Below are 20,729 nucleotides of genomic sequence, written 5' to 3'. Positions count from 1 at the left end.
ACTCTCCCCTAAAAAAGAGATATTATTTTCTTTTAATTTTTTCTATAGATAATTTCATGGCAAATAGCATGTCATTTGCAAGGTCTATTATTTCTTCTTCTGATAATTCATTTAAACTATATCCACCATAAGCCATGAATGTTGGTTGCCCCAAAATAAATTTTAAAGCTTCTTCTGGAGTATCTAATTTTAAAGATTCAATAAATTTTACTTGTTTAGCCAATTCACCATTGGGATTATATTGATCATCCCATTTTTCAGCTAATAAACTATCTACAGTGACATTCAAAGCACTTGCTAATTTAGATAATGTTTCACTTTTAGGGTTCTTCGCTTTTCCTGTTTCTATTTCAGATATTGTACTTTGACCTACTCCAGACTTATCTGACAGATCTTTAATTGTCATTTTGTAACCTTCCCTAAGTTCTTTAATTCTTTCACCTAACTTTGACATTAATAACAACTCCTTTCTTGTTACTAGTATATCCATTTGTTGCCTATCGTATTCGGTTTTCAGAATTATTATAGCATTATTTATTCGGTAAAGCAAATTAAAATTTAAAGAAAAACAAAGATATTTGAAGAAATAGGACAATAAACCTATAAAATAATCGGCAGGGCGAATATATGAGGCTTGAATATTCGGCAAAGTGAATATATAATACAATCATAATCGGCTAACCGAATACAGCAGGAGGTGAGAAAATGAGTAACAACATAGCAAAATACATTAAAAAATTAAAAAACAAAGGAATCACAACGACTGAAATAATTGAAAAATCTGGCGTTGGAAGAACTTCTTTTTATGACATAATGAGGGGAAAACAAGTTCCTAAAATAGATACTGCAATTGCAATTTCACAAGCTCTGCAAGCAGATGTGAAAGATGTTTTTCCACAATTGAAAGGAGAGTAATCAAATGCTAACTATGATTAAATTGAAAAATACTGAATATGGACCGGTAGTAATTGTTAAAGAAGAATTTTCATTAACAAATCCAAACTCTATACATCAGTGTAACGAATTTTTAAGAAGTCTTAATACTGGAATAGAGATTAAATTTGAGAATTTCATACAATACATTAACTTGCTGCAGGATATAGCTTTAAAACTAAATATTCTATATTCGGTAGAATAGGACAAAATTTCTCCGGCATAAGTTTTACCAAGGGGGATGATTAGAATGGCAGTAGTAAAAGAATACAAAATCGGAAATACAATAGTAAGAGTACATGACGACTCATATAAAGACAAAACCCAGGAAGATATAGATAAAATTATCAAAAGAATAGAAGAGATCGCAAACAGATCAATTACTAGACATTACCAGGAAGAATGTCCTATAAGTTGAAAGAATCTGAATTTATTAATTGGCTTGAACAAAAAAGGGAGGTGAAATAGTAAAAATTGAAAAGTACTAAAAATTATTTGATAGGAGGTGGAGTAATTGGAAACTGGCGAAGCTATTGAACAACTAGAAGACTTGAAAGCACATTGTAATAGTATGTGTACTGGTGAGCCTGATGAGGCCTGGCCAAAAGATGTACAAGCTCTAGATCATGCAATCGAAGTTCTAAAGAAAAAGGACCTATCTAGCGGCAACTAGGCAGGCCCAAGAAACTAAAAAATACTTTTTTATTATTATATCACAGGAGGTTTGAAAATGGGAGTTCAGATAAATGAAGTTCATAGAATTGATTTTAACGGGCAAATCATAATTAGTACTAGCGAAGAATTAGAAGAGCTTTGCTTAGCTCTAGAAGAACACTTATATGATGATCCAAACTATGACGAGTTAAGTAAAAAAGTTACAGACTTAGAAATAGAAATCGAAAGCTTACAACAAGCTCTAGAATATCATAGGAGTTTATCAGATGGACGAGCTTAACATATTATTAAATGAGCTCAAGAGAGCAGAGGATAACTTTAATAACGCAACTGAAGAGTATATAGATGCAGCTACATATGATCTAAATGCTATTAATGAAAAAATCAATCAATATTTTAAAGAGAGGAGAAAAGCTAATGAAAGACGTTCTTAAAGGTGTAGGAACAAGCTTAACTTTAGAGGACTGTGAAAGATTTTACAACGAGTTAAATATCTCTTGTACATGGAATGATGGTAAAGACTTAACTATGGAGATTGAAAAATAAAAGGAGAGGATTAGTAATGGAAATCAATATTACGATTAAAGGAATAGAGCAATTTACAGAAGCCGTTGCACTACTTGCAAGTGCTATAGCATATGACAAAGGAATCAAAAATACTGGACAGGCTGCTAAAGCTTTACTTCCAGAAGAAAAAGTAACCAAAACTGCACCCGAAGAGGCAGAAAAGGCATCAAAAGTTACACAAACTGAGGAAAAAGCAACAGAAACAGATATAACTATTGAAGATGTAAGAGCTGCATTCATGGCCAAGAATACTAAAGCTAATACACCTAAGTTAAAGAAAATATTAAATGATTTTGGAGTAAGGAAGGTAACTGATTTAGAGGAAAAAGACTTTGAAGCTGTACTGAAGGCACTGGAGGAGGTCAAATAATGGCAAAGCATGCGCTACTTAGTGCTTCATCTGCTGAAAGATGGCTTAACTGTACTCCTAGTGCCAGGCTTACAGAGAAAATACCTGATACGTCCAGTCCATATGCTGCAGAGGGTACACTTGCGCATAGTATAGGAGAACTGCAGCTACAGTTAGCACTTAAGAAGATTACCAAGAGACAGTTCAATTCAGAGCTTAAGAAGATTAAAGAAAATGATATGTATTACGAAGGAATGCTTGATGAAGTAGAGGATTACACAAACTATGTACTAGAACAATACAATGAAGCTGTTAGTAAGAGTAAAGATGCGGTAATATTCCTAGAAGAAAAGCTAGACTATTCAACTTATGTACCTGAGGGGTTTGGCACTGGTGACTGTATCATCATAGCAGCTGAAGAGTTAGAAATCATTGACCTTAAGTTTGGTAAGGGTGTTGAAGTTAGTCCAATTAACAACTCACAATTAAAGATGTACGCTCTAGGAGCTTATGATAAATATGGTTTTATTTACGGAATAGAGAGGATCAAAATAACTATAGCCCAGGTAAGGCTTAATAATATATCAAGTTGGGCCATATCTGCAGATGAATTATTGGAGTGGGCCGAGAATGAGCTAAAAGGAAAAGCTCAGTTAGCTTTCAAAGGTGGAGGGGATATGGTACCCGGTCCATGGTGTGCTTTCTGCAGAGTAAGGCAGACCTGTAGAGCTAGAGCTGAAATGAATATAGAAACTTATGAGAATTATAATCAGGATCCTAGGCTACTAAGCATAGAAGAAATATCAGAAATATTAGGACAAGCAGATGATATTGCTAAATGGGCTAAAGAACTTAAAGATTATGCACTCGATGAAGCTCTTAAGGGAACTAAGTATCCTGGTTGGAAGCTAGTTGAAGGTAGAAGTAACAGAGTAATAGATGATCCAGATGCACTTGTTGTGGTACTTACTAAAGAAGGTTATGAAGAAGAAAAGTTGTACAAGCCTAAAGCCTTAGAAGGCATAACTAATCTCGAGAAATTAGTAGGTAAGAAGAAATTCAATGAACTTGCTGCAGGTCTTATCTCAAAACCACCAGGAAAACCGACTCTAGTAACATTGGATGATAAAAGACCTGAGCTTGATTCAGCTGAAGAAGATTTCTTTTAGAGGAGGGATAATGTGAAATCTGGAGATAAAATGACAAAGGTTGAATGTAATAAATGCGGTTATGTATTCAAGTGGGATTATGGGGAGTGGTCATGGGCTGAATGTCCAAGATGTCATCATTCGGAAGAGGATGAAATTGACTATTAATTTACACGATTCAGCCGAAGAAGATTTCTTTTAGCGGTTAAGTTTACAGTTATGGAGGTTTAGTATTGAAAGAATATATAGATATTCAGGAGACTAGAAGTGTAAAGAAATTAGCAAAATGTACTTGTGATAGATGTGGAAAGCATATAGATATAGATGATGATTGGAGTAGTATAGGTAACAAATATACAAACGTAGAAATGAGGTTTAAATTTATTAGCGATTCAATGAATTTTAGCAGGGTAAACTTCGAACTTTGTATTCAATGTGTTTTAGAGCTATTAGATTTCTTTGAAATGAGAAGAGAAGCTATAGAAGAAATAAAAGAAGAAATAGATGTTTGGATAGATTAAATTGTTACTAACTATAAGTTTAGGAGGTTAATTAGGTGGAGAAGGTAAGTGAAATGGTTGATTTATCTAAAAAGGTTTTAGAAGTAGATGTCAGCAGTCCTATATTTAACTCTATGCTGCATGATTTAAACAAAGAGATAAAGAGAGTAATTGATAAAGTATATGATCAGGAGTTTGAAGCTGGAGAAATTACTTTGAAATTGTCTTTAGCTATACCAGAGTCATATAAAGAATTCCCTAGAGAGAACGGATCTGGTGAAGTAGTAAATGAAACATATTTCTATAGAAGACCGTACTTTGAACATAAGGTAACATCTACTCTTAAGAAGCAATACAAGCAAGAGGGATTCTATACTGAAGAAAAAGAAATCAAGTTTGAAGATGGTCAGTACATTGTAGTACCTTTAATTGAACCACAAATCAGTATGTTTGATGATGAGGAGGATGATTTCATCTAATGATATATCACTTCATTGACATCGAAGCTAATTATAGTACGAGATTTAATATTAAACCAGATACCACTACAAGAAATAAGTACTATTGTGTGATGCAAAATCCGTTTAACCAGGATCATGATACAAAAGTTATTTATGGAGGAACAGAGGAAATAGTAAAACGAAAAATCAGAAAGCAATATGAAAAATTTAAAAGGGAGAGTGCTAAATAATGAAAGCAATATTAAAAAATGAAACTAAGGTAGTAACTGGGAAGGTAAGACTAAGCTATGCTAATCTATTTGAACCAAAATCAATAAATGGAAGTGAACCTAAATATTCAGTATCTATAATAATTCCTAAGAGTGATAAGCAACAAATATCAGTTATTGAACAGGCTGTAAAAAATGCTATGGAAAGAGATAAAGGCAAATGGAATGGTAAGATACCATCTAATCTAAAGCTTCCACTAAGAGATGGAGACGATGAGAGACCAGATGATGAAGCATACGAAGATTGTTATTTCTTAAATGCTAACTCTAATAAGGCTCCTGCAGTTGTTGGTTTAGAGAAGGACAAGTCTACTGGAAAAGCTATTCCACTAGGTGAGGATGAAGTTTATTCAGGATGCTATGCAAGAGTAAGTGTTAATTTCTATGGATTTAATGCAGCTGGTAATAAAGGTGTAGCTTGCGGACTTGGAAATGTTCAAAAGGTAGATGATGGAGAGAGACTTGGAGGTGGATCATCCGCTGAGGAAGATTTTGAGTTTGATGAAGTTGACGCTGATGATGATTTCTTAAGCTAATAGGAGCTGATTAGATTGACTACTTTAGCAATTGATATTGAAACTTATAGTGATATAAATCTAAAAGAATGTGGAGTCTACAAATACGTAGACTCCCCAAATTTCAGAATTCTATTATTTGCTTATGCTTTTGATGCTGAAGAAGTAAAAATAGTAGATTTAGAAAATGGAGAGGGGATCCCTTCAAGAGTCTATCATGCACTCCATGATGATAATGTAATAAAAACAGCTTTTAATGCTCAATTTGAAAGGGTCTGTATAGATAAGTATCTTAAGATTAAAACTGAAAACTGGGAATGTACAATGGTCAAGGCTTTATCCTTAGGATTTCCTGGAGACCTGGACAGTGTAGGTAAGGTTATAGGAATTGAACCGGATAAACAAAAGCTTATGGCCGGAAAGAACCTTATTAGAATATTCTCTATACCTAGGAAAGTTAAAAAAGATAATCAGATAAGCTTTTTAGAAGATAAGGTAAGAATACTACCTAAAGATAGACCTGAAGAGTGGAGATTATTTAAAGAGTATTGTATCAGAGACGTAGAGACTGAAAGAGCTATTAGAAATAAGCTTAGTAGATTCAAAACTATCTCTCAAGAAAAGAAACTGTATGAGCTGGATCAGAAAATTAACGACAGAGGAGTATTAATTGATTTAGAAATGGCTGAAAACGCTATAGCCATAGATACAGAACAGACTGAAAGACTTACTAAGGAATACAGAGATATTACTGGACTAGAAAATCCTAATAGCTTAACAGATCTTAAGAAATATATTAAAGCTAGAACAGGAAAAGTAGTTAAAAGCATTACTAAGCAAAACCTTAAGGAACTTAAAGAAAAGCTAAAAGACTATGATGATGTAGTTAGTGCCCTTGATATTAGGCAGCGTTTATCTAAGACTTCTATTTCTAAGTACAAGAAAATGATTGATGTAGCTTGCAGTGATGGAAGAGCTAGAGGCCTATTATTTTTCTATGGTGCTGGTACTGGTAGATGGGCTGGAAGACTTATTCAAGTACAGAACCTACCACAAAATCATATAAAGGACCTAGACACAGCTAGAGAAATAGTTAAAAACGGTGACTTAGATCTACTCGAAATGATGTATGATAACCCTTCTGATATTTTAAGTCAATGCATAAGACCTGCTATAATACCTCGGCCTGGATACAAATTTGCTGTTGCAGACTTTAGTGCAATTGAGGCACGAGTAATAGCTTGGTTTGCTGGAGAGTCCTGGAGACTTGATGTATTTAAGTCACACGGAAAGATATATGAAGCTTCGGCAGCTCAAATGTTTAATGTACCTATAGAAAGTATTGATAAAGGCAGCCCATTAAGGCAAAAAGGGAAAGTAGCAGAGCTTGCTTTAGGATATCAAGGCGCTGCTGGAGCTCTAATACAAATGGGTGCTCTTAAGATGGGATTAACTGAAGATGAATTACCGGATTTAGTTAACCAATGGAGAAGCTCTAATCCTAAGATAGTTAAGTTCTGGTACGATACTGAAGCTGCAGTTATGGAAGCAATTGCAAATAGATCCACAGTAAGAATTAAAGACAATCTAAAAGCTATATATAGAAGTGGGATTTTGTTTATAGAGTTGCCGAGTGGCAGGAGGCTAGCTTATGTAAAGCCAAAGATAGTCGATCATGACAAGTTTATAGGAAAGCAAAAGATTGTGTATCAGGTTATTAAAGAAAAAACCTATCAATGGGATGAAGTTGATACCTATGGCGGAAAGCTAGTTGAAAACATTGTACAAGCTACTGCAAGAGATTGCTTAGCTTATAGCATGCTAAATCTTGATAAAGCAGGATATGACATTGTGATGCATGTACATGATGAGCTGATAATTGAAATAGAAAAGAGTAGAAATGAGTTAGAAAAAATATGTGACATGATGGGCAAAGAAATTCCATGGGCAAAAGGTTTGCCGTTGAGGGCGGACGGCTATGAATGCAGCTATTATCAAAAGGATTAGGTGGTGAGTAGTATTGGATACAGATAAAGCCAAAGAAACTAAAAGGAACTTAGATAGTAGAAAAATATATATTGCCACAGGTAGAAGTAGACACGAAACAAAATGGAAGAATGTACAGTTAAGCTATGAATCTCTTATTAATAAGCTACAGATTACCACCAGAACTAGAGAAACCTTTAGCGAATATAAACGTATGCCTAAGACACAAAGGGACGAAATAAAGGACGTAGGAGGCTTTGTCGGTGGTAGTTTAAAGGACGGTAGGCGAAAGGCTGAAAATCTTGCTAATAGAAGTCTTATTACCCTAGATCTAGATAATGTAGATATGCCTGTAAATGATTTATGGGACAGTATTACAATGCTAAATGATTATGAGATTATCGCATACTCTACTCACTCACATGAGCCTAAAAACCCTAGAATTAGACTTATCATTCCTTTAGATAGATCAGTACTTCCTGATGAGTATGAGGCCATATCAAGAAAGATAGCTGAGGAAATTGGAATAGATATGTTTGATGATACGACATATCAACCAACAAGACTTATGTATTGGCCAAGTACTTCAAGTGACGGAGAATATATATTCTTAAGACAAGAAGGCCCTTGGCTAAAGCCTGATGAGGTCCTAGATAAATACCTAGACTGGAGAGATGTATCATTTTGGCCAGTAAGCTCTAGGCAAGACCTAAGGATTCATTCCCAGATTAAAAAGCAAGAGGATCCATTAGATAAAAAAGGAATTATAGGTGCCTTCTGTAGGACCTACAGCATATCGGAAGTAATTGAACAGTTCTTAAGTGATATATATGTGCCTACTAAGCTTGAAGGAAGATACACATATATCGAAGGATCTACAGTTGGTGGATTAGTGACATATGAAGACAAATTCGCATACTCACATCATGGAACTGATCCTATAAGTGGAATGCTCTGTAATGCCTTTGACTTAGTTAGAATCCATAAATATGGTGCTCGTGATGAAGAAGCTAAGGAAGATACTCCAGTAAATAGAATGCCAAGCTTTACTGCCATGAGTGAATTTGCTAGTAGTGATGATAGCGTTAAGGAGCTTCTTGGACTTGAAAAACTAAGTGATGTAATGGATGAATTCGAGTTTACTGAAGCTGAAGACACTGAATGGCTCAGAGCCTTAGATTATGATAACAAAGGAAATCTTAGAAACACAATAGATAATGCAGTTATCATCCTGGAGAATGATCCAAGAATTAAGGGTAGGCTAATCTACAATGAGTTCTCTAATCGTGCTACAGTGGTGGGTAAATTACCCTGGAGTGATGAATTGAATAGGGATTGGAAAGATGATGACGATTCAGGAGTTAGGCATTTTTTAGAGAGTAATTATAACTTAACTGGAGCTGGAAAGATAGCAGATGCTGTTACTATAGTTTATCAGAAAAACAAAACTCATCCTGTTTTAGAATATCTTGCGAGTCTAAAATGGGATGGTGTTAAAAGAGTTGAAACACTTCTAACTGATTACTTAGGAGCTGAAGACAATATTTACACTAGAGCCGTTATTAGGACTCATCTTACTGCAGCTGTAGCTAGGGTATCAAGACCAGGATGTAAATACGATACTATGCTTACCTTAACAGGTCCACAAGGAATAGGTAAGAGTACTTTTATTAGGTACTTAGGCAAAGATTGGTTTAATGATAGCTTAGATACTGTTAAAGGAAAAGAAGCTTATGAACAACTCCAAGGCAGCTGGTTAATAGAAATGGGTGAGCTTACGGCTACTAGAAAAGCGGACATCGAAGCTGTAAAACTGTTTTTAAGTAAGACTGAGGACATATATAGGGTAGCTTATGGTAGAAGAACAAGCAGGTTCAAAAGGCAGTGTGTATTTTGGGGAACCAGTAACGATAAAGAATTTCTAAGAGATAAAACAGGAGATAGAAGAACTTGGCCCGTTGACTGTGGAATTTTGGAACCTAAGAAAGACATATTTAAGGATTTAAAAGGTGAAGTAGACCAGATTTGGGCTGAAGCAGTGGAACTATATAAATCAGGACATAAATTACACCTAGAAGGTAAAGAAGCTGAGGAAGCACTTAAGCAGCAACGTGAACACGCAGAGGATAGCCCTAAGACAGGTTTGATAGAGGAATACTTAAATAGAGATTATCCGATTAACTGGGATGATATGGACCTATTTGAGAGAAGAAACTATCTAGAAAATACAGATGATGATTTTGGAATAACAGCCAGTGAACATACAGTGAAGAAGGACAAGACCTGTGTATTAGAAATATGGTGCGAATTGTTTAAAGGAGATCCAAAGGCATTGACACCTATATTGAGTAGAGAGATAAATGATATTTTGAGAAGTTTAGATGGATGGGAAAGGTCAAGAAGTAATTTGAGTTTTGGAAAAATTTACGGTAAACAGAGAGCTTTTACCCGGAAACAGAATTTTTCTGAACTATAAATTCTGTTTCCACCAAAAAACCAGATTCGGAAACAAAAGAAACAAGCGGAAACAGAAAAAATTGTGTTCTGTGTCCGGCCTTAAGCATTAGAAATACTAGGTTAGAGGGTTACTGGAAACAATGGAAACACAATATATATAAAAGAGTTAAAAATATAAATTAGGCACGTATACACGTATATATATATGCCTAATACACGTTTTTAGACTACATAAGAAAAATCTGTTTCCACTGTTTCCGCATAGTAAAATCAGAGAGGTGATTTTAGTGAAAAACTATAAAAGATGGACTGAAGAGGAAGTCCAATATCTAAAAATAAATTGGAGTAAAAAAAGGATACAGGAAATAGCTGATAGTTTAGGTAGAACCTATGATTCTATATATATGAAAGCTAGAGCTTTATATTTAGGGCCAAACAAAAATGAAGATAATAGAAATTGGTCTGAAGACGATTTGGAGTATCTTATGGATAACTGGGGTTACTTGAGTATACCCGCTTTAGCTAAAAATTTAAATAGATCAGCAAATGCTGTTGAGCTTAAATCTAGAAAATTAAAATTAGGACCTTTCCTAGAAGCCGGGGAATATATTACACTTAACCAACTGAGAATAGAGCTTAGGGGGACAAATTCAGGAGGAACCTATACAGTTAATCAGTGGATTAATAAGGGTATACCGGTCAAGACTCGTAAAGTGAAAAATTGCAGCTTCAGGATAATATACCTTCAAGACTTTTGGGATTGGGCTGAAATGAATAGTACTTTAATAGATTTTTCTAAATTAGAGCCCTTGGCCTTAGGAAAAGAACCTAAGTGGTTAGAGAATCAGAGAAGAGCAGATATTGAAAAGCAGAGACAGTTTAAGACCAGCCCCTGAACTAAAGCAGATGATAAGCTTTTAAAGTGGATGCTTAATCAATATAAATATACCTATAGGGAAATATCTTTAAGGCTACAAAGAACTGAAGGGGCTGTTAAAAGGAGAATGCTAGATTTAGGGGTAAAAGCTAGGCCCTTGAAAATGCCTAACCATAATCCTTGGACTGAAGAAGAAGTAGAAATACTTATAGACTTATATCATAAAGGACATTGTTGTAACACGATGCCTAATTATATACCTAGATCCGCGCAAGCCTGTAGTGGCAAAATTGAAAGACTAATAAAAGAAGGAGTATTATTTCCTAGATCGGAGTATAGATCATCATGTTAGAAAGTAAAGTGGAGAAATGTTTGAGACAAAAGATTGAAGCTATAGGAGGAAAAGCTTATAAGTTTTCTTCACCAGGTAACAATGGCGTACCAGACAGGATAGTTTTATATAAAGGGCATAGTTATTTTGTAGAACTTAAACGACCAGGAGAAGATCTCAGACCTCTTCAAAAAGTAGTACGAAAGAGATTTAAGAAACTAGGTTTTAAAGTATATGTTATAGATTCACTAGATAAGGTAGGTGATTTTATAGATGAAATTCATACCACATGATTATCAAAAAGTAGCTAAAGAATTTGCATTAGATAGACAAGCTTCAGGCTTATTTTTAGATATGGGTTTAGGAAAAACAGTAATTACATTAACAGCTATAGAAGAATTGAAGAATGATTATCTAGATATGAATAAGACGTTAGTTATTGCACCTAAGAGAGTGGCCGAGGATACCTGGACTACTGAATATGAAAAATGGGATCATTTAAAAGATTTAAAAGTAGTAAGGGTTTTAGGTACCGTAAAAGAAAGAAAACTAGCTTTGGCCAAGGAAGGTGATATCTATATTATCACAAGAGATAATGTAGCATGGCTTGTAGAATTACTGGGCCGTAGATGGGATTTTGATACTGTAGTTATAGATGAGTTATCAAGCTTTAAGAGTGGTAAAAGTAAGCGATTTAAAAAATTAAGAACTGTAAGGCCTTTCATAAAAAGAATAATAGGATTAACAGGTACTCCAGCACCTAATGGCTACGAGGATCTATGGGCGCAAATATATTTGTTAGATCGTGGTGAAAGGCTAGGTAAAACAATAACTGAATTTAGAAAAAGATATTTTAATACACTTTATAGGCATGGGTACAATGATTATGAATTAAGACCAGGAGCAAAAGAAGAAATAGATGAAGCCCTAAAGGATCTATGTATAAGCATGAAGGCTAAGGATTACTTAAAGCTGAAAGAACCATTATATATTAATCGCATGGCCAAGCTTGGTAAAAAAGAATTTGAGACCTATAAGAAGATGGAACGAGACGCAGTATTAGAAATAGGAGATGAAGATATAACAGCCCTAAGTGCAGCTGCAGTAACAAATAAATTACTTCAGTTGGCCAATGGAGCAATATATACAGACACCAGGGAAGTTAAAACAATACATGATAAGAAATTAGAAGTCTTAGAAGAATTGATTGAAGAGGCTAACGGAGAACCAGTACTTGTATTTTATAACTTCCAGCACGATAAGGATAGGATATTAGAAAGATTTAAAGATGCAAGGATTTTAGATACAGAACAGGATATCAAGGATTGGAATGATAAAAAAATAAAAATCCTTATAGCACATCCAGCTAGTACAGGCCACGGTTTAAATCTTCAGTCAGGAGGAAGTATAATTATTTGGTTTGGGCTAAATTGGAGCTTAGAATTGTACCTTCAAGCAAATGCAAGATTGAATAGACAGGGACAGACGGAGACAGTCAGAATATATCATATAATTACTGAAAAAACAGTAGATGAAAGAGTCTTGGAAGTATTAAACGGTAAGAATTTAAACCAAGAAGAGCTTTTAAGAAAACTTAAGGCAGAGCTTAGGGAGGTGGCTTAAGTGTTAGATGAAATAAGTTATAACGTAGTTGAGGTAATACCTTATAATTCATTTAAAGAAAAAATTAATATAGTTATCCAAGAGCTACTAAAAAATAGGTATGTAGAAGTTTGGGACAAGTTTATTTATTCTGCAGAGAAATGGAGGAGATATAGGTGATACCGTTAGTGTCTGATGAACAAATAATACGTGTACTAAAGAAGTATGAAGGTGAGCATATGCCAGTAAGGCGATTAAAAGATTTATTAGGTTACGATAGCACAAGTACAGTTCACGATAGATTAAAGAAGCTAGAATCTAAAGGGTTAATAAGGATAGAAGTTGTTAGAGAGACTTATGTGAAAGTTTTAAAGGAGGAGGGTAAATGAAAAAAGAATTTAAAATAAAAATTTCAGATAGAACCACAAAATACTGTTCTAACTGTAGGGCGAAGATAAAAATAGGTGATAAATATGCTAAATATAAGCATGGTGCTGACAGATTGTGCTTGAAATGTTGGGAGGAGATACAATGAGCGAAACTCAGGGAAATTATTTAACTGATATAGAACTTAAGCAACTAGAGATTATGGAGCATTATGGTATAGATAAACAGTATGACCAGCTAATTGAAGAATGTAGTGAGCTTATTAAAGCAATCTGTAAATATAAGAGAGATGACATATTACAAAGTGACATAATACCTACTGCTAACATTATTGAAGAGATAGCAGATGTTGAAAATTTAATTGAGCAGCTTAAACTGAAAGATAAGTTTATTGCAGCTGGGGTGGTGAGTATTAAAGAACACAAAGTAAACAGAGAAATCGATAGGATTAAAACTAGACATAAAAGGGGGTAATTTAATGCTGACAGCAGAGCATAGAGAAAAAATAAAATATCTTAATCAGTATAAATATTTAAATTCCGAAATAGATAGAAAGATAAAACAGTTGGAAGATTGGAGAAATAAGATATACAACGTAACAGGTACATTGTCAGATATGCCTAAAAATCCTAACCGAAGTAATACTATAGAAAATGGAATTGCAACTATAGATGAAATTGAAGAAAATATAAATATAGATATAGATAAACTTGTAGCATTAAGATCTGAAATAGAAGATAAGATAAATGCAATTGAAGATTTGAAGCTAAGAGAGCTTTTGAAGTGTAGATATTTGGATTGTCAATCTTGGGAAGAAATTGCTTTTAGAAATGGTTATACTTGGCGCAATGCTTATTATTTACACGAGAAAGCATTAGATTTAATAAAAATAAAATAAGACATTTCATTGTATTTCAGTATTAACATCTGTTATTGTTAGGATGAGAAAAGTATAAAGCAGTCGGGATTACGAGACAAAACCTCCTTTCCCGGCTGCTTTTTTATAGGATGTGTAAATATGATCTATATAGATGATGAAGGAAGAATGCAATGTACAGAATATTGCATGAGCTGCGAAGAAGATAGAAAGACCTGTGAAGCAAGAAAAGAGCGTAGCAGATGGGCAAAAAGAATGATATATAAAGCTAAAAAGGATTATGAAAGAAGGATAAAGGAAAATGAAAAATTATAAACATAGATGTTATGGCTGTAAGTGGGGAACTTGGACGGGAACCAAATATTTCTGCATGATACCTGGGTGGGTGTGCTGGAGGAAGATAGGTTAATAAATGTTTAGCAGGAGGTGAGCATTATGGCCAGATTAACAGCAAAGCAGAAAAGATTTATTGAAGAGTATTTAATAGACCTTAATGCCACTCAAGCGGCAATTAGGGCAGGATACAGCCCAGATACTGCTTATTCTATTGGTAGTGAAAACTTGAAGAAACCTGAGATACGCGCACGTGTAGATAAGGCCATAGCAGAAAGGTCAAAACGTACTGGTATTAATCAGGATAGAATTCTTATAGAACTAGCGAGAATAGGATTATTAAATCCAGATAACGTTGTAAACTTTGGTTCTGCAACAGTAAAAGCTGAAGCAACAGAAGATGATCTAGCAGCTATTGCATCTGTAAAGGTAAAAACTATACCTATGGAAGATGGAGATATGGTTGAGAGGGAAGTAAGATTTCACGATAAAATAAAAGCTTTGGAATTAGCAGGCAAGCACTTAGGAATGTTTAAGGATAAGGTGGAAGTTAGTGGATCATTAGATACCGGACTAAATAAATTGAATTCCATACTAGAGCAGCTAAAGGAATGATAGTATGAATCAAGAACGATTTTTACTATCAGAGAAATACAAGGCATTCCTAAAACATGAAGCTCCAGTAGAATTTTTAGAAGGAACTACTGCTTCTGGAAAGACTACAACAGGAGCATTTAAGTTTATGCTTAAAGTTGCTGAATCTTCAAAGAAGATCCATATACTATCTGGACTAGATTTAGGAACTATAGAGAAAAACATAATCAATAAGGATTTAGGCATAGTTGATATATTTGGAAACCTAGTAGAGTATAATGCAAGTGGTAAAGGGAAGCATTCGTTACCTCATATACTTTATCGTACAGCTTCAGGAGACAAGATTATATATGTATTAGGTTATGATAATAAGACTAGATGGAAGAAGGCTCTAGGAGGCCAATATGGTTGCCTATACATAGATGAGATCAATGTAGCTGATATGGATTACGTAAGAGAAGCTTCTATGAGATGTGATTATTTATTAGCAACTCTTAATCCAGATGATCCTAATTTGCCAGTATACAAAGAATACATTAATCACTCTAGGCCATTACCCGAGTATAAAAGTGATGCACCAGCTGAAATAAATAATATGTTAAGTGAGGAACCAAAGCCGGGATGGGTACATTGGTTCTTTTCTTTTGTCCATAATGCAGGACTAACAGAAGAAAAAAAACAACAAATCATAATGAACGTGCCTAAAGGTACTAAGCTCTATAAGAATAAAATACAAGGTCTTAGAGGTAGAGCAACAGGGCTTATATTCCCTAATTTCACAAGAAAGAACAATGTGAGGTCTACGGAATGGCTTAAAAAGAGAATGGCTGATAAGAAGGATCCTTTGAAGTTTATTCACTTTAGTTGCGGAGTAGATACAGCATACTCCCAAGAAAGCCCTGACACAATAAGCTTTATTTATCAAGGGATAACTGATAAAGGACAATTAATTATCCTGGATGAAGAAGTCTATAACAATGCAGATTTAGAAATTCCTTTGGCTCCTTCTGATATTCCACCAAGACTAATAGCTTTCCTAGAGAGGAATAGAAAGAAATGGGGATTTGCAAGGGATGCATTTATTGACAATGCGGACCAGGCAACTATAACAGAATTAAAGAAATATAAGAGGCAGCATGGAAGTGTGTACAACTTCTTAAATGCTTATAAGAAAGTGGAGAGAATAGATAGGATTCATCTTCAATTAGGCTGGCTTAATGTAAGTGATATTAAGACAGAGGCAGATTATATAGTATTAGATCATTGCGTTAATCATATAGGAGAATTAGAGTCATATAGCTGGAAAGAAGATAAGTATGAGCCAGAAGATAGGAATGACCATACAATTAATGCTAGTCAATATGGTTGGATACCGTTTAGAACTAAGATAGGAGTAGGAGGGTAAGGCATGAAATTATACAAGGTAACTAATGGATTCATAGGATATGGTGAAGTTAAAGTATTTGTAGTAGCCACAAACGAGGAAAGAGCAATTGAACTAGCGAGAGATAAGTTCAAGGAAGAGTGCGATAGGCGACCCAACGTTTATAATAAAAGGTACTACAAGAACTTACAAGCAGAATGTATCTGCGATGACGTTAACAAAGAATGGGCAAGTGAAGTTCAAGACGAATAGGAGGCTAGATTATGGGCTTGAAAGAGGTGATAAAAAATATGGTAATGAAAGCTTTAAATATAGTACCTGCAACAGATAATTCTATATCTATCAAAGAACCACTTTCCCATGCCGGAACAGTACTAAGAAATAGAATTTGGTATAGAGGAGATCCATCGGAGCTAGACCAGTTTTTCAAACAAACTGCACAGGATGAGGTAGGCAAAAGTAGATTTTGGGCTGCAGTGCCTTCAGCTGATTCAAGTATAAGAAAATTTCACTCAGGGTTACCTGGTGAGATAGTAGATAAGTTAGCTGATATTGTTATTTCTGATTTAGATAGTATAGAGTTAAAAGCAGATCAGGACCTATGGGATGAGATTGCTAAGGATAACAAGTTCAACGATGATCTATTAGGAGATGCTATTAAAGATACACTCATTGAAGGGGATGGGGCTTTCAAGCTTAGTGTGGATGAAGAAATATCAAAATATCCTATAATTGAATTTTATTCTGGTTCAGATATAGAGTATACCTACAAGAGAGGAAAACTCCAGGAAGTAATATTCTATGCTTATTACACTCACGATAAAGAAACCTATAGGCTAGAAGAGATATACGGAAAAGGATTTATAGACTATAAATTGTACGATAAAGACAATAAAGAAGTACCTCTTTCAAAAGTTCCAGAGATTAGCCACCTAAGTAAAATTACCTTTACTGGTGATTTTATTATGGCAGTACCTATGAAATTCTTTAAATCTGCTAAGTTTAATAATAGAGGTAATTCAATCTTTGAAAGAAAATCAGATAATTTTGATGCATTGGATGAAGTTATCTCACAATGGATTGATGCCATAAGAGCTGGAAGGGTAAAGAATTATATTCCAGAGGATTTAGTACCTAAAGATCCAAAGACAGGTGCAGCAATGAGGCCTAATCCTTTTGATAATCAATTCATAAAGATTGCCACATCAATGAAAGAGGAAGCCAAGGATAAAATAGACCAAATACAAGCAGAAATAAACTATACTGCCTTTGTTGAGTCTTATGCTAGTACATTGGATATGTGTCTACAAGGGGTAATATCACCTTCTACACTAGGAATTGACCTTAAAAAGACAGATAATGCAGAAGCACAAAGAGAGAAGGAAAAGACTACACTTTATACTAGAGGAAAGATTATTGATGTTCTGACAGAAGTAATACCATTATTAGTAAATGTAACATTAAAAGTAATGGATAACATGAGGTCTATTAATCCTAAGGACTATGAAGCTACTGTTACATTTGGTGAGTATGCTTCTCCCGACTTTGGTAGTGTAGTTGAAGTAGTAGGAAAAGCCAAGTCCTATGGAATAATGAGTATAGAAAAGGCAGTAGATGAATTGTATGGGGATACACTTACAGATGAAGAAAAGGCTCTCGAGGTCAAAAGGATCAAGCAAGGGGATAGTGTGGTAGATGAACCAGCTGCCAATATTGATGGTATGGAAGATGATGAAGATGTGATAGATGATGAAGAATAAAATAAAAAGATCAGACTATGATATTCGAAAGATCTTTGAGCAGATGGAGCTAGATCTAATCGCTTCTATGAAGAGAAATTTATCTAGGCACCAGGATGAAGAACAAAAGGTAGGATTTAAATTTGAGCAATGGCAATCGGCTAAACTAAGAGATTTAGAACGATTCAGAAGAGAAAACAAGAAAATTATTGATATGTATAGCAAGGAAACTAAAAGAGCTATTCATTTAACCCTTTTAAATACATATAAAAATGCTCAAAACAACGTAAGCCGTTTTATTATGAGAATTAAAATCTTTATAAATAAGATTATAAACAGGCCAATTGAAGAAGTATTTATTAAGTTGCCTGGAGATCTAGAACCTATTTTAAAAGACATTGGTAGTTCTAATCTGGAGCCCATTCAGGAGACTATGGAAAGAGCCTTAGAAAATATGAAAATTTGGGATGAAGCTCCTAGACCTATTGATGATGTGTTTTTTAGAACTAATGACGATAAGTTCAAGGCATTAATGGAAACCGTTGAGAATGATTTTAAAAAGGCAAATGCTGCAGTATTAAGAAGAATGGATGATGTATATAGGCAAACTATCTTCAAAGCTCAGGTACATTACAATCAAGGAGCTGTTAGTTTAGATAAAGCTATTGATATGGCTACTGAGGACTTTCTTAATAAAGGTATTGATGCTATTACTTATAAGGATGGTAAGAAGGTTAATATAGCCTCATATGCTGAAATGGCATTAAGGACAGCTAATCATAGGGCTTATCTTATGGGCGAGGGCAAGAAAAGACAAGAGATAGGCATACCATTTGTAGTGGTGTCGGCCCATGCAACAAGTTGCGAGCTGTGCCTGCCATGGCAGGGATTAATTTTAATTGATGATGTCTATAGTGGTGGTAAAAAGGAAGATGGATCATATCCTTTACTCAGCGAAGCAATGAAAGCTGGTTTTCTTCATCCAAACTGCAGGCATAATCTTAGTACTTATTTTCCAGGTATAACTACACTCCCTAAAGTTCCTGATATGGAAAAGACTCTAGAAAATTATGAGCAGGAGCAGAAACAAAGAGCATTGGAGAGAGCAATTCGTAGGCAGAAAAGAAAGGTTGCTGGAACTGTTGATAAAGACAATCTTAAAATTGAGAAAGAAAAGCTTGAAAAGTTACAGGAAGAAATGAGAAATCATCTAGAAGACAATCCTCAATTAAGGAGAGCCTATAGGAGAGAAAAACCCGGTCCTGGTATAAGCAATAAAGATTTAAAAATACATGAAGAAGAATTGAATAAAAAGGAATTAGATGATAAAATTAAAGAAGCAAGAGGAAAGATATTAAGTGGTGAATATAACCTTAATGTAAGAGAACAGAAACAGCAGGAGCATATTTTAGGGACAGAACAATGGGTGAATAGGGTAAAAAGCACTATAAAACAAGGTAGAATACCACAAAGTGCTTTTGATAGAAATATAAACATCCAGGAGATCATTGATAAATATAAAGGTACAGGAGTAATAGAGTTCAGAGGCAAAGATGTGTTTCCAAGGGAGTATGTTAATGCTGAAAGAGAGATTGGAGTTTTTTTTAGTGACAAATTAAATACGTATGTAAGGACAAATAGGATAGCAATTCACTACTCAAGCAAAGGCATACACGCATATCCAGTATCAAACTCGAAAGGAGAATATTAAAGTGTATGAAGCAATCCCAAAATTAATAAAAATATCAGGTTTGTCAGCAGGTAATAAATTTGTAAAAGTTAGGTTAAAAGATGGAAGGACTATTGAATGTCAAGCTGATTGCTTTGGTGAGACTGAGATAGAAGACGAAGCTTTTGTGGATGATTTAAGAGTCTTATTAAAAGATGGAGGAAGCGAGATATTAATTGAAGATGATATTGAAGAAGTAATCGGATAAAAGCACTTACTAAGTAAAAATAGTAGGTGCTTTTTTATGCCTAAATTCAGGAGGTGAAGTTGATGGCTACAAGTGTACAAATAGCATTAATAATTTGCTCTACAATTATAATTTTGAGTCTTTTAGGTAATAAAAAGAGATCTTAATGATGAGGAGGAGACAAATATGTATATCGATAAAGCAACTATAGAAAAGATAAGAGCAATCATTAGTAAATTTATTGAGGCAATTAATGAAATCTGGGAGAAGATTAAAAAAATAATTATGCCTGGAGAAAAACCAATAATACCTAGAGCTCCTAAGAAGATTAACTATAATAAAATTTTGGCGATAAGCAAAAGACCAAGGTTATTTTATTGTAGAAATAACTGCTAATAGGAGATGATTAAAATTAATATTACAAGTGTTGAAGCAGTAATAGAAGAAAAGCCACCTATTGAAGGATGGAGATGTTTCAAAGATACAGGAGATAAAATTGCTACTCTTAAATTTGATTTAAAAGAATTCGTAATCAATGAATATAATCAAGCCGAAAAGACAGTTCATGTAGATTATAACAACACTATTATTTTATCTATAATGCTTAAAAACGGCTTTATTATAGTAGAACATTGTATATGTATGGACCCAAAGGAATTTGATATGCATAAAGGCATAGAAATATGCAAAGAAAGGATACTTAATAGATTATTTGAGCTTTATCATCCTGTTGAGATTAAGAATCCTGAAAATTTAAAGAAGTTGTCAATTAAAGCCCAATAAGGCTTTTTTATTTTGCTCTTTTTAAAGGCTAGAGCATAAAGAGGCG

The 20,729-nt window shown here is 34.4% G+C and carries 35 protein-coding genes; 34 read left to right on the top strand and 1 reads right to left on the bottom strand.

The window, feature by feature from the left end; all coding sequences use genetic code 11:
• Positions 1-22: 22 nt before the first annotated feature.
• Complete coding sequence (locus ABV008_RS15620) at positions 23-454, bottom strand: helix-turn-helix domain-containing protein (RefSeq protein WP_352420773.1); 432 nt, start codon at positions 452-454, stop codon at positions 23-25.
• 251 nt (positions 455-705) lie between these two features.
• On the opposite strand from ABV008_RS15620, the gene ABV008_RS15615 reads away from it, so the two are divergent.
• The 34 genes from ABV008_RS15615 (at position 706) to ABV008_RS15450 (ending at position 20,683) form a co-directional block, all read left to right on the top strand.
• Complete coding sequence (locus ABV008_RS15615) at positions 706-915, top strand: helix-turn-helix transcriptional regulator (RefSeq protein ID WP_352420772.1); 210 nt, start codon at positions 706-708, stop codon at positions 913-915.
• Positions 916-919: 4 nt separating this feature from the next.
• The gene (locus ABV008_RS15610; protein ID WP_352420771.1) at positions 920-1,138 is read left to right on the top strand and encodes a hypothetical protein; all 219 of its coding nucleotides are present in this window, start codon (positions 920-922) and stop codon (positions 1,136-1,138) included.
• Between the two features lie 45 nt (positions 1,139-1,183).
• Entirely contained in the window at positions 1,184-1,351 is a 168-nt protein-coding gene (locus tag ABV008_RS15605) for a hypothetical protein (RefSeq protein ID WP_352420770.1), read from the top strand.
• A 96-nt stretch (positions 1,352-1,447) separates the two neighbouring features.
• Positions 1,448-1,606: a hypothetical protein gene (locus ABV008_RS15600; RefSeq protein WP_352420769.1), complete on the top strand. Its 159-nt coding sequence runs from the start codon at positions 1,448-1,450 to the stop codon at positions 1,604-1,606.
• Between the two features lie 57 nt (positions 1,607-1,663).
• A complete protein-coding gene (locus ABV008_RS15595; protein ID WP_352420768.1) occupies positions 1,664-1,888 on the top strand; it encodes a hypothetical protein in 225 nt (74 codons plus the stop codon).
• Positions 1,875-2,042, top strand: coding sequence for a hypothetical protein (locus tag ABV008_RS15590; RefSeq protein ID WP_352420767.1), 168 nt, complete (start codon positions 1,875-1,877; stop codon positions 2,040-2,042). The genes ABV008_RS15595 and ABV008_RS15590 overlap by 14 nt, the downstream gene beginning before the upstream one ends.
• A complete protein-coding gene (locus tag ABV008_RS15585) occupies positions 2,026-2,154 on the top strand; it encodes a hypothetical protein (protein WP_352420766.1) in 129 nt (42 codons plus the stop codon). Before ABV008_RS15590 ends, ABV008_RS15585 begins: the two co-directional genes overlap by 17 nt.
• Positions 2,144-2,545: a hypothetical protein gene (locus ABV008_RS15580; RefSeq protein ID WP_352420765.1), complete on the top strand. Its 402-nt coding sequence runs from the start codon at positions 2,144-2,146 to the stop codon at positions 2,543-2,545. The genes ABV008_RS15585 and ABV008_RS15580 overlap by 11 nt, the downstream gene beginning before the upstream one ends.
• Entirely contained in the window at positions 2,545-3,693 is a 1,149-nt protein-coding gene (locus ABV008_RS15575) for a DUF2800 domain-containing protein (protein ID WP_352420764.1), read from the top strand. The genes ABV008_RS15580 and ABV008_RS15575 overlap by 1 nt, the downstream gene beginning before the upstream one ends.
• Positions 3,694-3,705: 12 nt before the next feature.
• On the top strand, positions 3,706-3,840 hold the full coding sequence (locus ABV008_RS15570; protein ID WP_352420763.1) for a hypothetical protein: 135 nt from the start codon (positions 3,706-3,708) through the stop codon (positions 3,838-3,840).
• A gap of 65 nt (positions 3,841-3,905) precedes the next feature.
• Positions 3,906-4,193, top strand: a complete 288-nt coding sequence (locus ABV008_RS15565; protein ID WP_352420762.1) for a hypothetical protein — start codon at positions 3,906-3,908, stop codon at positions 4,191-4,193.
• Between the two features lie 35 nt (positions 4,194-4,228).
• Positions 4,229-4,651, top strand: a complete 423-nt coding sequence (locus tag ABV008_RS15560) for a hypothetical protein (protein WP_352420761.1) — start codon at positions 4,229-4,231, stop codon at positions 4,649-4,651.
• A complete protein-coding gene (locus ABV008_RS15555; RefSeq protein WP_352420760.1) occupies positions 4,651-4,863 on the top strand; it encodes a hypothetical protein in 213 nt (70 codons plus the stop codon). Before ABV008_RS15560 ends, ABV008_RS15555 begins: the two co-directional genes overlap by 1 nt.
• A complete protein-coding gene (locus tag ABV008_RS15550) occupies positions 4,863-5,438 on the top strand; it encodes a DUF2815 family protein (RefSeq protein WP_352420759.1) in 576 nt (191 codons plus the stop codon). Before ABV008_RS15555 ends, ABV008_RS15550 begins: the two co-directional genes overlap by 1 nt.
• Before the next feature lie 15 nt (positions 5,439-5,453).
• A complete protein-coding gene (locus tag ABV008_RS15545) occupies positions 5,454-7,424 on the top strand; it encodes a DNA polymerase (RefSeq protein WP_352420758.1) in 1,971 nt (656 codons plus the stop codon).
• Positions 7,425-7,437: 13 nt separating this feature from the next.
• Positions 7,438-9,879 carry a virulence-associated E family protein gene (locus tag ABV008_RS15540; protein ID WP_352420757.1) on the top strand — a complete coding sequence of 814 codons (2,442 nt, stop codon included), beginning with the start codon at positions 7,438-7,440 and terminating at the stop codon, positions 9,877-9,879.
• 268 nt (positions 9,880-10,147) lie between these two features.
• Positions 10,148-10,756, top strand: a complete 609-nt coding sequence (locus tag ABV008_RS15535; RefSeq protein WP_352420756.1) for a hypothetical protein — start codon at positions 10,148-10,150, stop codon at positions 10,754-10,756.
• 30 nt (positions 10,757-10,786) lie between these two features.
• The gene (locus ABV008_RS15530) at positions 10,787-11,089 is read left to right on the top strand and encodes a hypothetical protein (protein ID WP_352420755.1); all 303 of its coding nucleotides are present in this window, start codon (positions 10,787-10,789) and stop codon (positions 11,087-11,089) included.
• A complete protein-coding gene (locus tag ABV008_RS15525) occupies positions 11,083-11,361 on the top strand; it encodes a VRR-NUC domain-containing protein (protein ID WP_352420754.1) in 279 nt (92 codons plus the stop codon). The genes ABV008_RS15530 and ABV008_RS15525 overlap by 7 nt, the downstream gene beginning before the upstream one ends.
• Positions 11,342-12,691, top strand: coding sequence for an SNF2-related protein (locus ABV008_RS15520; protein ID WP_352420753.1), 1,350 nt, complete (start codon positions 11,342-11,344; stop codon positions 12,689-12,691). The genes ABV008_RS15525 and ABV008_RS15520 overlap by 20 nt, the downstream gene beginning before the upstream one ends.
• Entirely contained in the window at positions 12,692-12,850 is a 159-nt protein-coding gene (locus ABV008_RS15515) for a hypothetical protein (RefSeq protein WP_352420752.1), read from the top strand.
• Entirely contained in the window at positions 12,847-13,059 is a 213-nt protein-coding gene (locus tag ABV008_RS15510) for a LexA family protein (RefSeq protein WP_352420751.1), read from the top strand. The genes ABV008_RS15515 and ABV008_RS15510 overlap by 4 nt, the downstream gene beginning before the upstream one ends.
• Entirely contained in the window at positions 13,056-13,205 is a 150-nt protein-coding gene (locus tag ABV008_RS15505; RefSeq protein ID WP_352420750.1) for a hypothetical protein, read from the top strand. Before ABV008_RS15510 ends, ABV008_RS15505 begins: the two co-directional genes overlap by 4 nt.
• The gene (locus ABV008_RS15500) at positions 13,202-13,531 is read left to right on the top strand and encodes a nucleoside triphosphate pyrophosphohydrolase family protein (RefSeq protein WP_352420749.1); all 330 of its coding nucleotides are present in this window, start codon (positions 13,202-13,204) and stop codon (positions 13,529-13,531) included. The genes ABV008_RS15505 and ABV008_RS15500 overlap by 4 nt, the downstream gene beginning before the upstream one ends.
• 4 nt (positions 13,532-13,535) lie before the next feature.
• A complete protein-coding gene (locus ABV008_RS15495) occupies positions 13,536-13,955 on the top strand; it encodes a hypothetical protein (RefSeq protein WP_352420748.1) in 420 nt (139 codons plus the stop codon).
• A gap of 120 nt (positions 13,956-14,075) precedes the next feature.
• Positions 14,076-14,249 (top strand): hypothetical protein, encoded by a 174-nt coding sequence (locus ABV008_RS15490; protein ID WP_352420747.1) that lies wholly within the window; start codon positions 14,076-14,078, stop codon positions 14,247-14,249.
• Between the two features lie 120 nt (positions 14,250-14,369).
• On the top strand, positions 14,370-14,882 hold the full coding sequence (locus ABV008_RS15485; protein WP_352420746.1) for a terminase small subunit: 513 nt from the start codon (positions 14,370-14,372) through the stop codon (positions 14,880-14,882).
• 4 nt (positions 14,883-14,886) lie between these two features.
• Complete coding sequence (locus ABV008_RS15480; protein WP_352420745.1) at positions 14,887-16,266, top strand: terminase large subunit domain-containing protein; 1,380 nt, start codon at positions 14,887-14,889, stop codon at positions 16,264-16,266.
• 3 nt (positions 16,267-16,269) lie between these two features.
• Positions 16,270-16,497, top strand: a complete 228-nt coding sequence (locus ABV008_RS15475; protein ID WP_352420744.1) for a hypothetical protein — start codon at positions 16,270-16,272, stop codon at positions 16,495-16,497.
• A gap of 11 nt (positions 16,498-16,508) precedes the next feature.
• Entirely contained in the window at positions 16,509-18,005 is a 1,497-nt protein-coding gene (locus ABV008_RS15470; RefSeq protein WP_352420743.1) for a capsid protein, read from the top strand.
• A complete protein-coding gene (locus ABV008_RS15465) occupies positions 17,995-19,695 on the top strand; it encodes a phage minor capsid protein (protein WP_352420742.1) in 1,701 nt (566 codons plus the stop codon). The genes ABV008_RS15470 and ABV008_RS15465 overlap by 11 nt, the downstream gene beginning before the upstream one ends.
• Position 19,696: 1 nt before the next feature.
• Positions 19,697-19,921 carry a hypothetical protein gene (locus ABV008_RS15460; protein ID WP_352420741.1) on the top strand — a complete coding sequence of 75 codons (225 nt, stop codon included), beginning with the start codon at positions 19,697-19,699 and terminating at the stop codon, positions 19,919-19,921.
• Between the two features lie 165 nt (positions 19,922-20,086).
• Positions 20,087-20,296: a hypothetical protein gene (locus ABV008_RS15455; protein ID WP_352420740.1), complete on the top strand. Its 210-nt coding sequence runs from the start codon at positions 20,087-20,089 to the stop codon at positions 20,294-20,296.
• A 6-nt stretch (positions 20,297-20,302) separates the two neighbouring features.
• Complete coding sequence (locus ABV008_RS15450; RefSeq protein WP_352420739.1) at positions 20,303-20,683, top strand: Gp49 family protein; 381 nt, start codon at positions 20,303-20,305, stop codon at positions 20,681-20,683.
• Positions 20,684-20,729 lie beyond the last annotated feature (46 nt).

Origin of the sequence: Proteiniborus sp., from assembly GCF_040308045.1 — a bacterium.
Lineage (GTDB): Bacteria > Bacillota > Clostridia > Tissierellales > Proteiniboraceae > Proteiniborus.
This window is presented reverse-complemented; position numbering and strand designations above follow the sequence as displayed.

Coding starts and splice junctions, on each gene's coding strand:
- ABV008_RS15480 (WP_352420745.1), top strand. CDS start 14,887: ATGAATCAAGAACGATTTTTACTATCAGAGAAATACAAGGCATTCCTA.
- ABV008_RS15465 (WP_352420742.1), top strand. CDS start 17,995: ATGAAGAATAAAATAAAAAGATCAGACTATGATATTCGAAAGATCTTT.
- ABV008_RS15605 (WP_352420770.1), top strand. CDS start 1,184: ATGGCAGTAGTAAAAGAATACAAAATCGGAAATACAATAGTAAGAGTA.
- ABV008_RS15475 (WP_352420744.1), top strand. CDS start 16,270: ATGAAATTATACAAGGTAACTAATGGATTCATAGGATATGGTGAAGTT.
- ABV008_RS15500 (WP_352420749.1), top strand. CDS start 13,202: ATGAGCGAAACTCAGGGAAATTATTTAACTGATATAGAACTTAAGCAA.
- ABV008_RS15615 (WP_352420772.1), top strand. CDS start 706: ATGAGTAACAACATAGCAAAATACATTAAAAAATTAAAAAACAAAGGA.
- ABV008_RS15550 (WP_352420759.1), top strand. CDS start 4,863: ATGAAAGCAATATTAAAAAATGAAACTAAGGTAGTAACTGGGAAGGTA.
- ABV008_RS15530 (WP_352420755.1), top strand. CDS start 10,787: ATGCTTAATCAATATAAATATACCTATAGGGAAATATCTTTAAGGCTA.
- ABV008_RS15595 (WP_352420768.1), top strand. CDS start 1,664: ATGGGAGTTCAGATAAATGAAGTTCATAGAATTGATTTTAACGGGCAA.
- ABV008_RS15575 (WP_352420764.1), top strand. CDS start 2,545: ATGGCAAAGCATGCGCTACTTAGTGCTTCATCTGCTGAAAGATGGCTT.
- ABV008_RS15555 (WP_352420760.1), top strand. CDS start 4,651: ATGATATATCACTTCATTGACATCGAAGCTAATTATAGTACGAGATTT.
- ABV008_RS15450 (WP_352420739.1), top strand. CDS start 20,303: ATGATTAAAATTAATATTACAAGTGTTGAAGCAGTAATAGAAGAAAAG.
- ABV008_RS15495 (WP_352420748.1), top strand. CDS start 13,536: ATGCTGACAGCAGAGCATAGAGAAAAAATAAAATATCTTAATCAGTAT.
- ABV008_RS15620 (WP_352420773.1), bottom strand. CDS start 454: ATGTCAAAGTTAGGTGAAAGAATTAAAGAACTTAGGGAAGGTTACAAA.
- ABV008_RS15485 (WP_352420746.1), top strand. CDS start 14,370: ATGGCCAGATTAACAGCAAAGCAGAAAAGATTTATTGAAGAGTATTTA.
- ABV008_RS15520 (WP_352420753.1), top strand. CDS start 11,342: ATGAAATTCATACCACATGATTATCAAAAAGTAGCTAAAGAATTTGCA.
- ABV008_RS15590 (WP_352420767.1), top strand. CDS start 1,875: ATGGACGAGCTTAACATATTATTAAATGAGCTCAAGAGAGCAGAGGAT.
- ABV008_RS15470 (WP_352420743.1), top strand. CDS start 16,509: ATGGGCTTGAAAGAGGTGATAAAAAATATGGTAATGAAAGCTTTAAAT.
- ABV008_RS15610 (WP_352420771.1), top strand. CDS start 920: ATGCTAACTATGATTAAATTGAAAAATACTGAATATGGACCGGTAGTA.
- ABV008_RS15585 (WP_352420766.1), top strand. CDS start 2,026: ATGAAAGACGTTCTTAAAGGTGTAGGAACAAGCTTAACTTTAGAGGAC.
- ABV008_RS15490 (WP_352420747.1), top strand. CDS start 14,076: ATGATCTATATAGATGATGAAGGAAGAATGCAATGTACAGAATATTGC.
- ABV008_RS15525 (WP_352420754.1), top strand. CDS start 11,083: ATGTTAGAAAGTAAAGTGGAGAAATGTTTGAGACAAAAGATTGAAGCT.
- ABV008_RS15505 (WP_352420750.1), top strand. CDS start 13,056: ATGAAAAAAGAATTTAAAATAAAAATTTCAGATAGAACCACAAAATAC.
- ABV008_RS15455 (WP_352420740.1), top strand. CDS start 20,087: ATGTATATCGATAAAGCAACTATAGAAAAGATAAGAGCAATCATTAGT.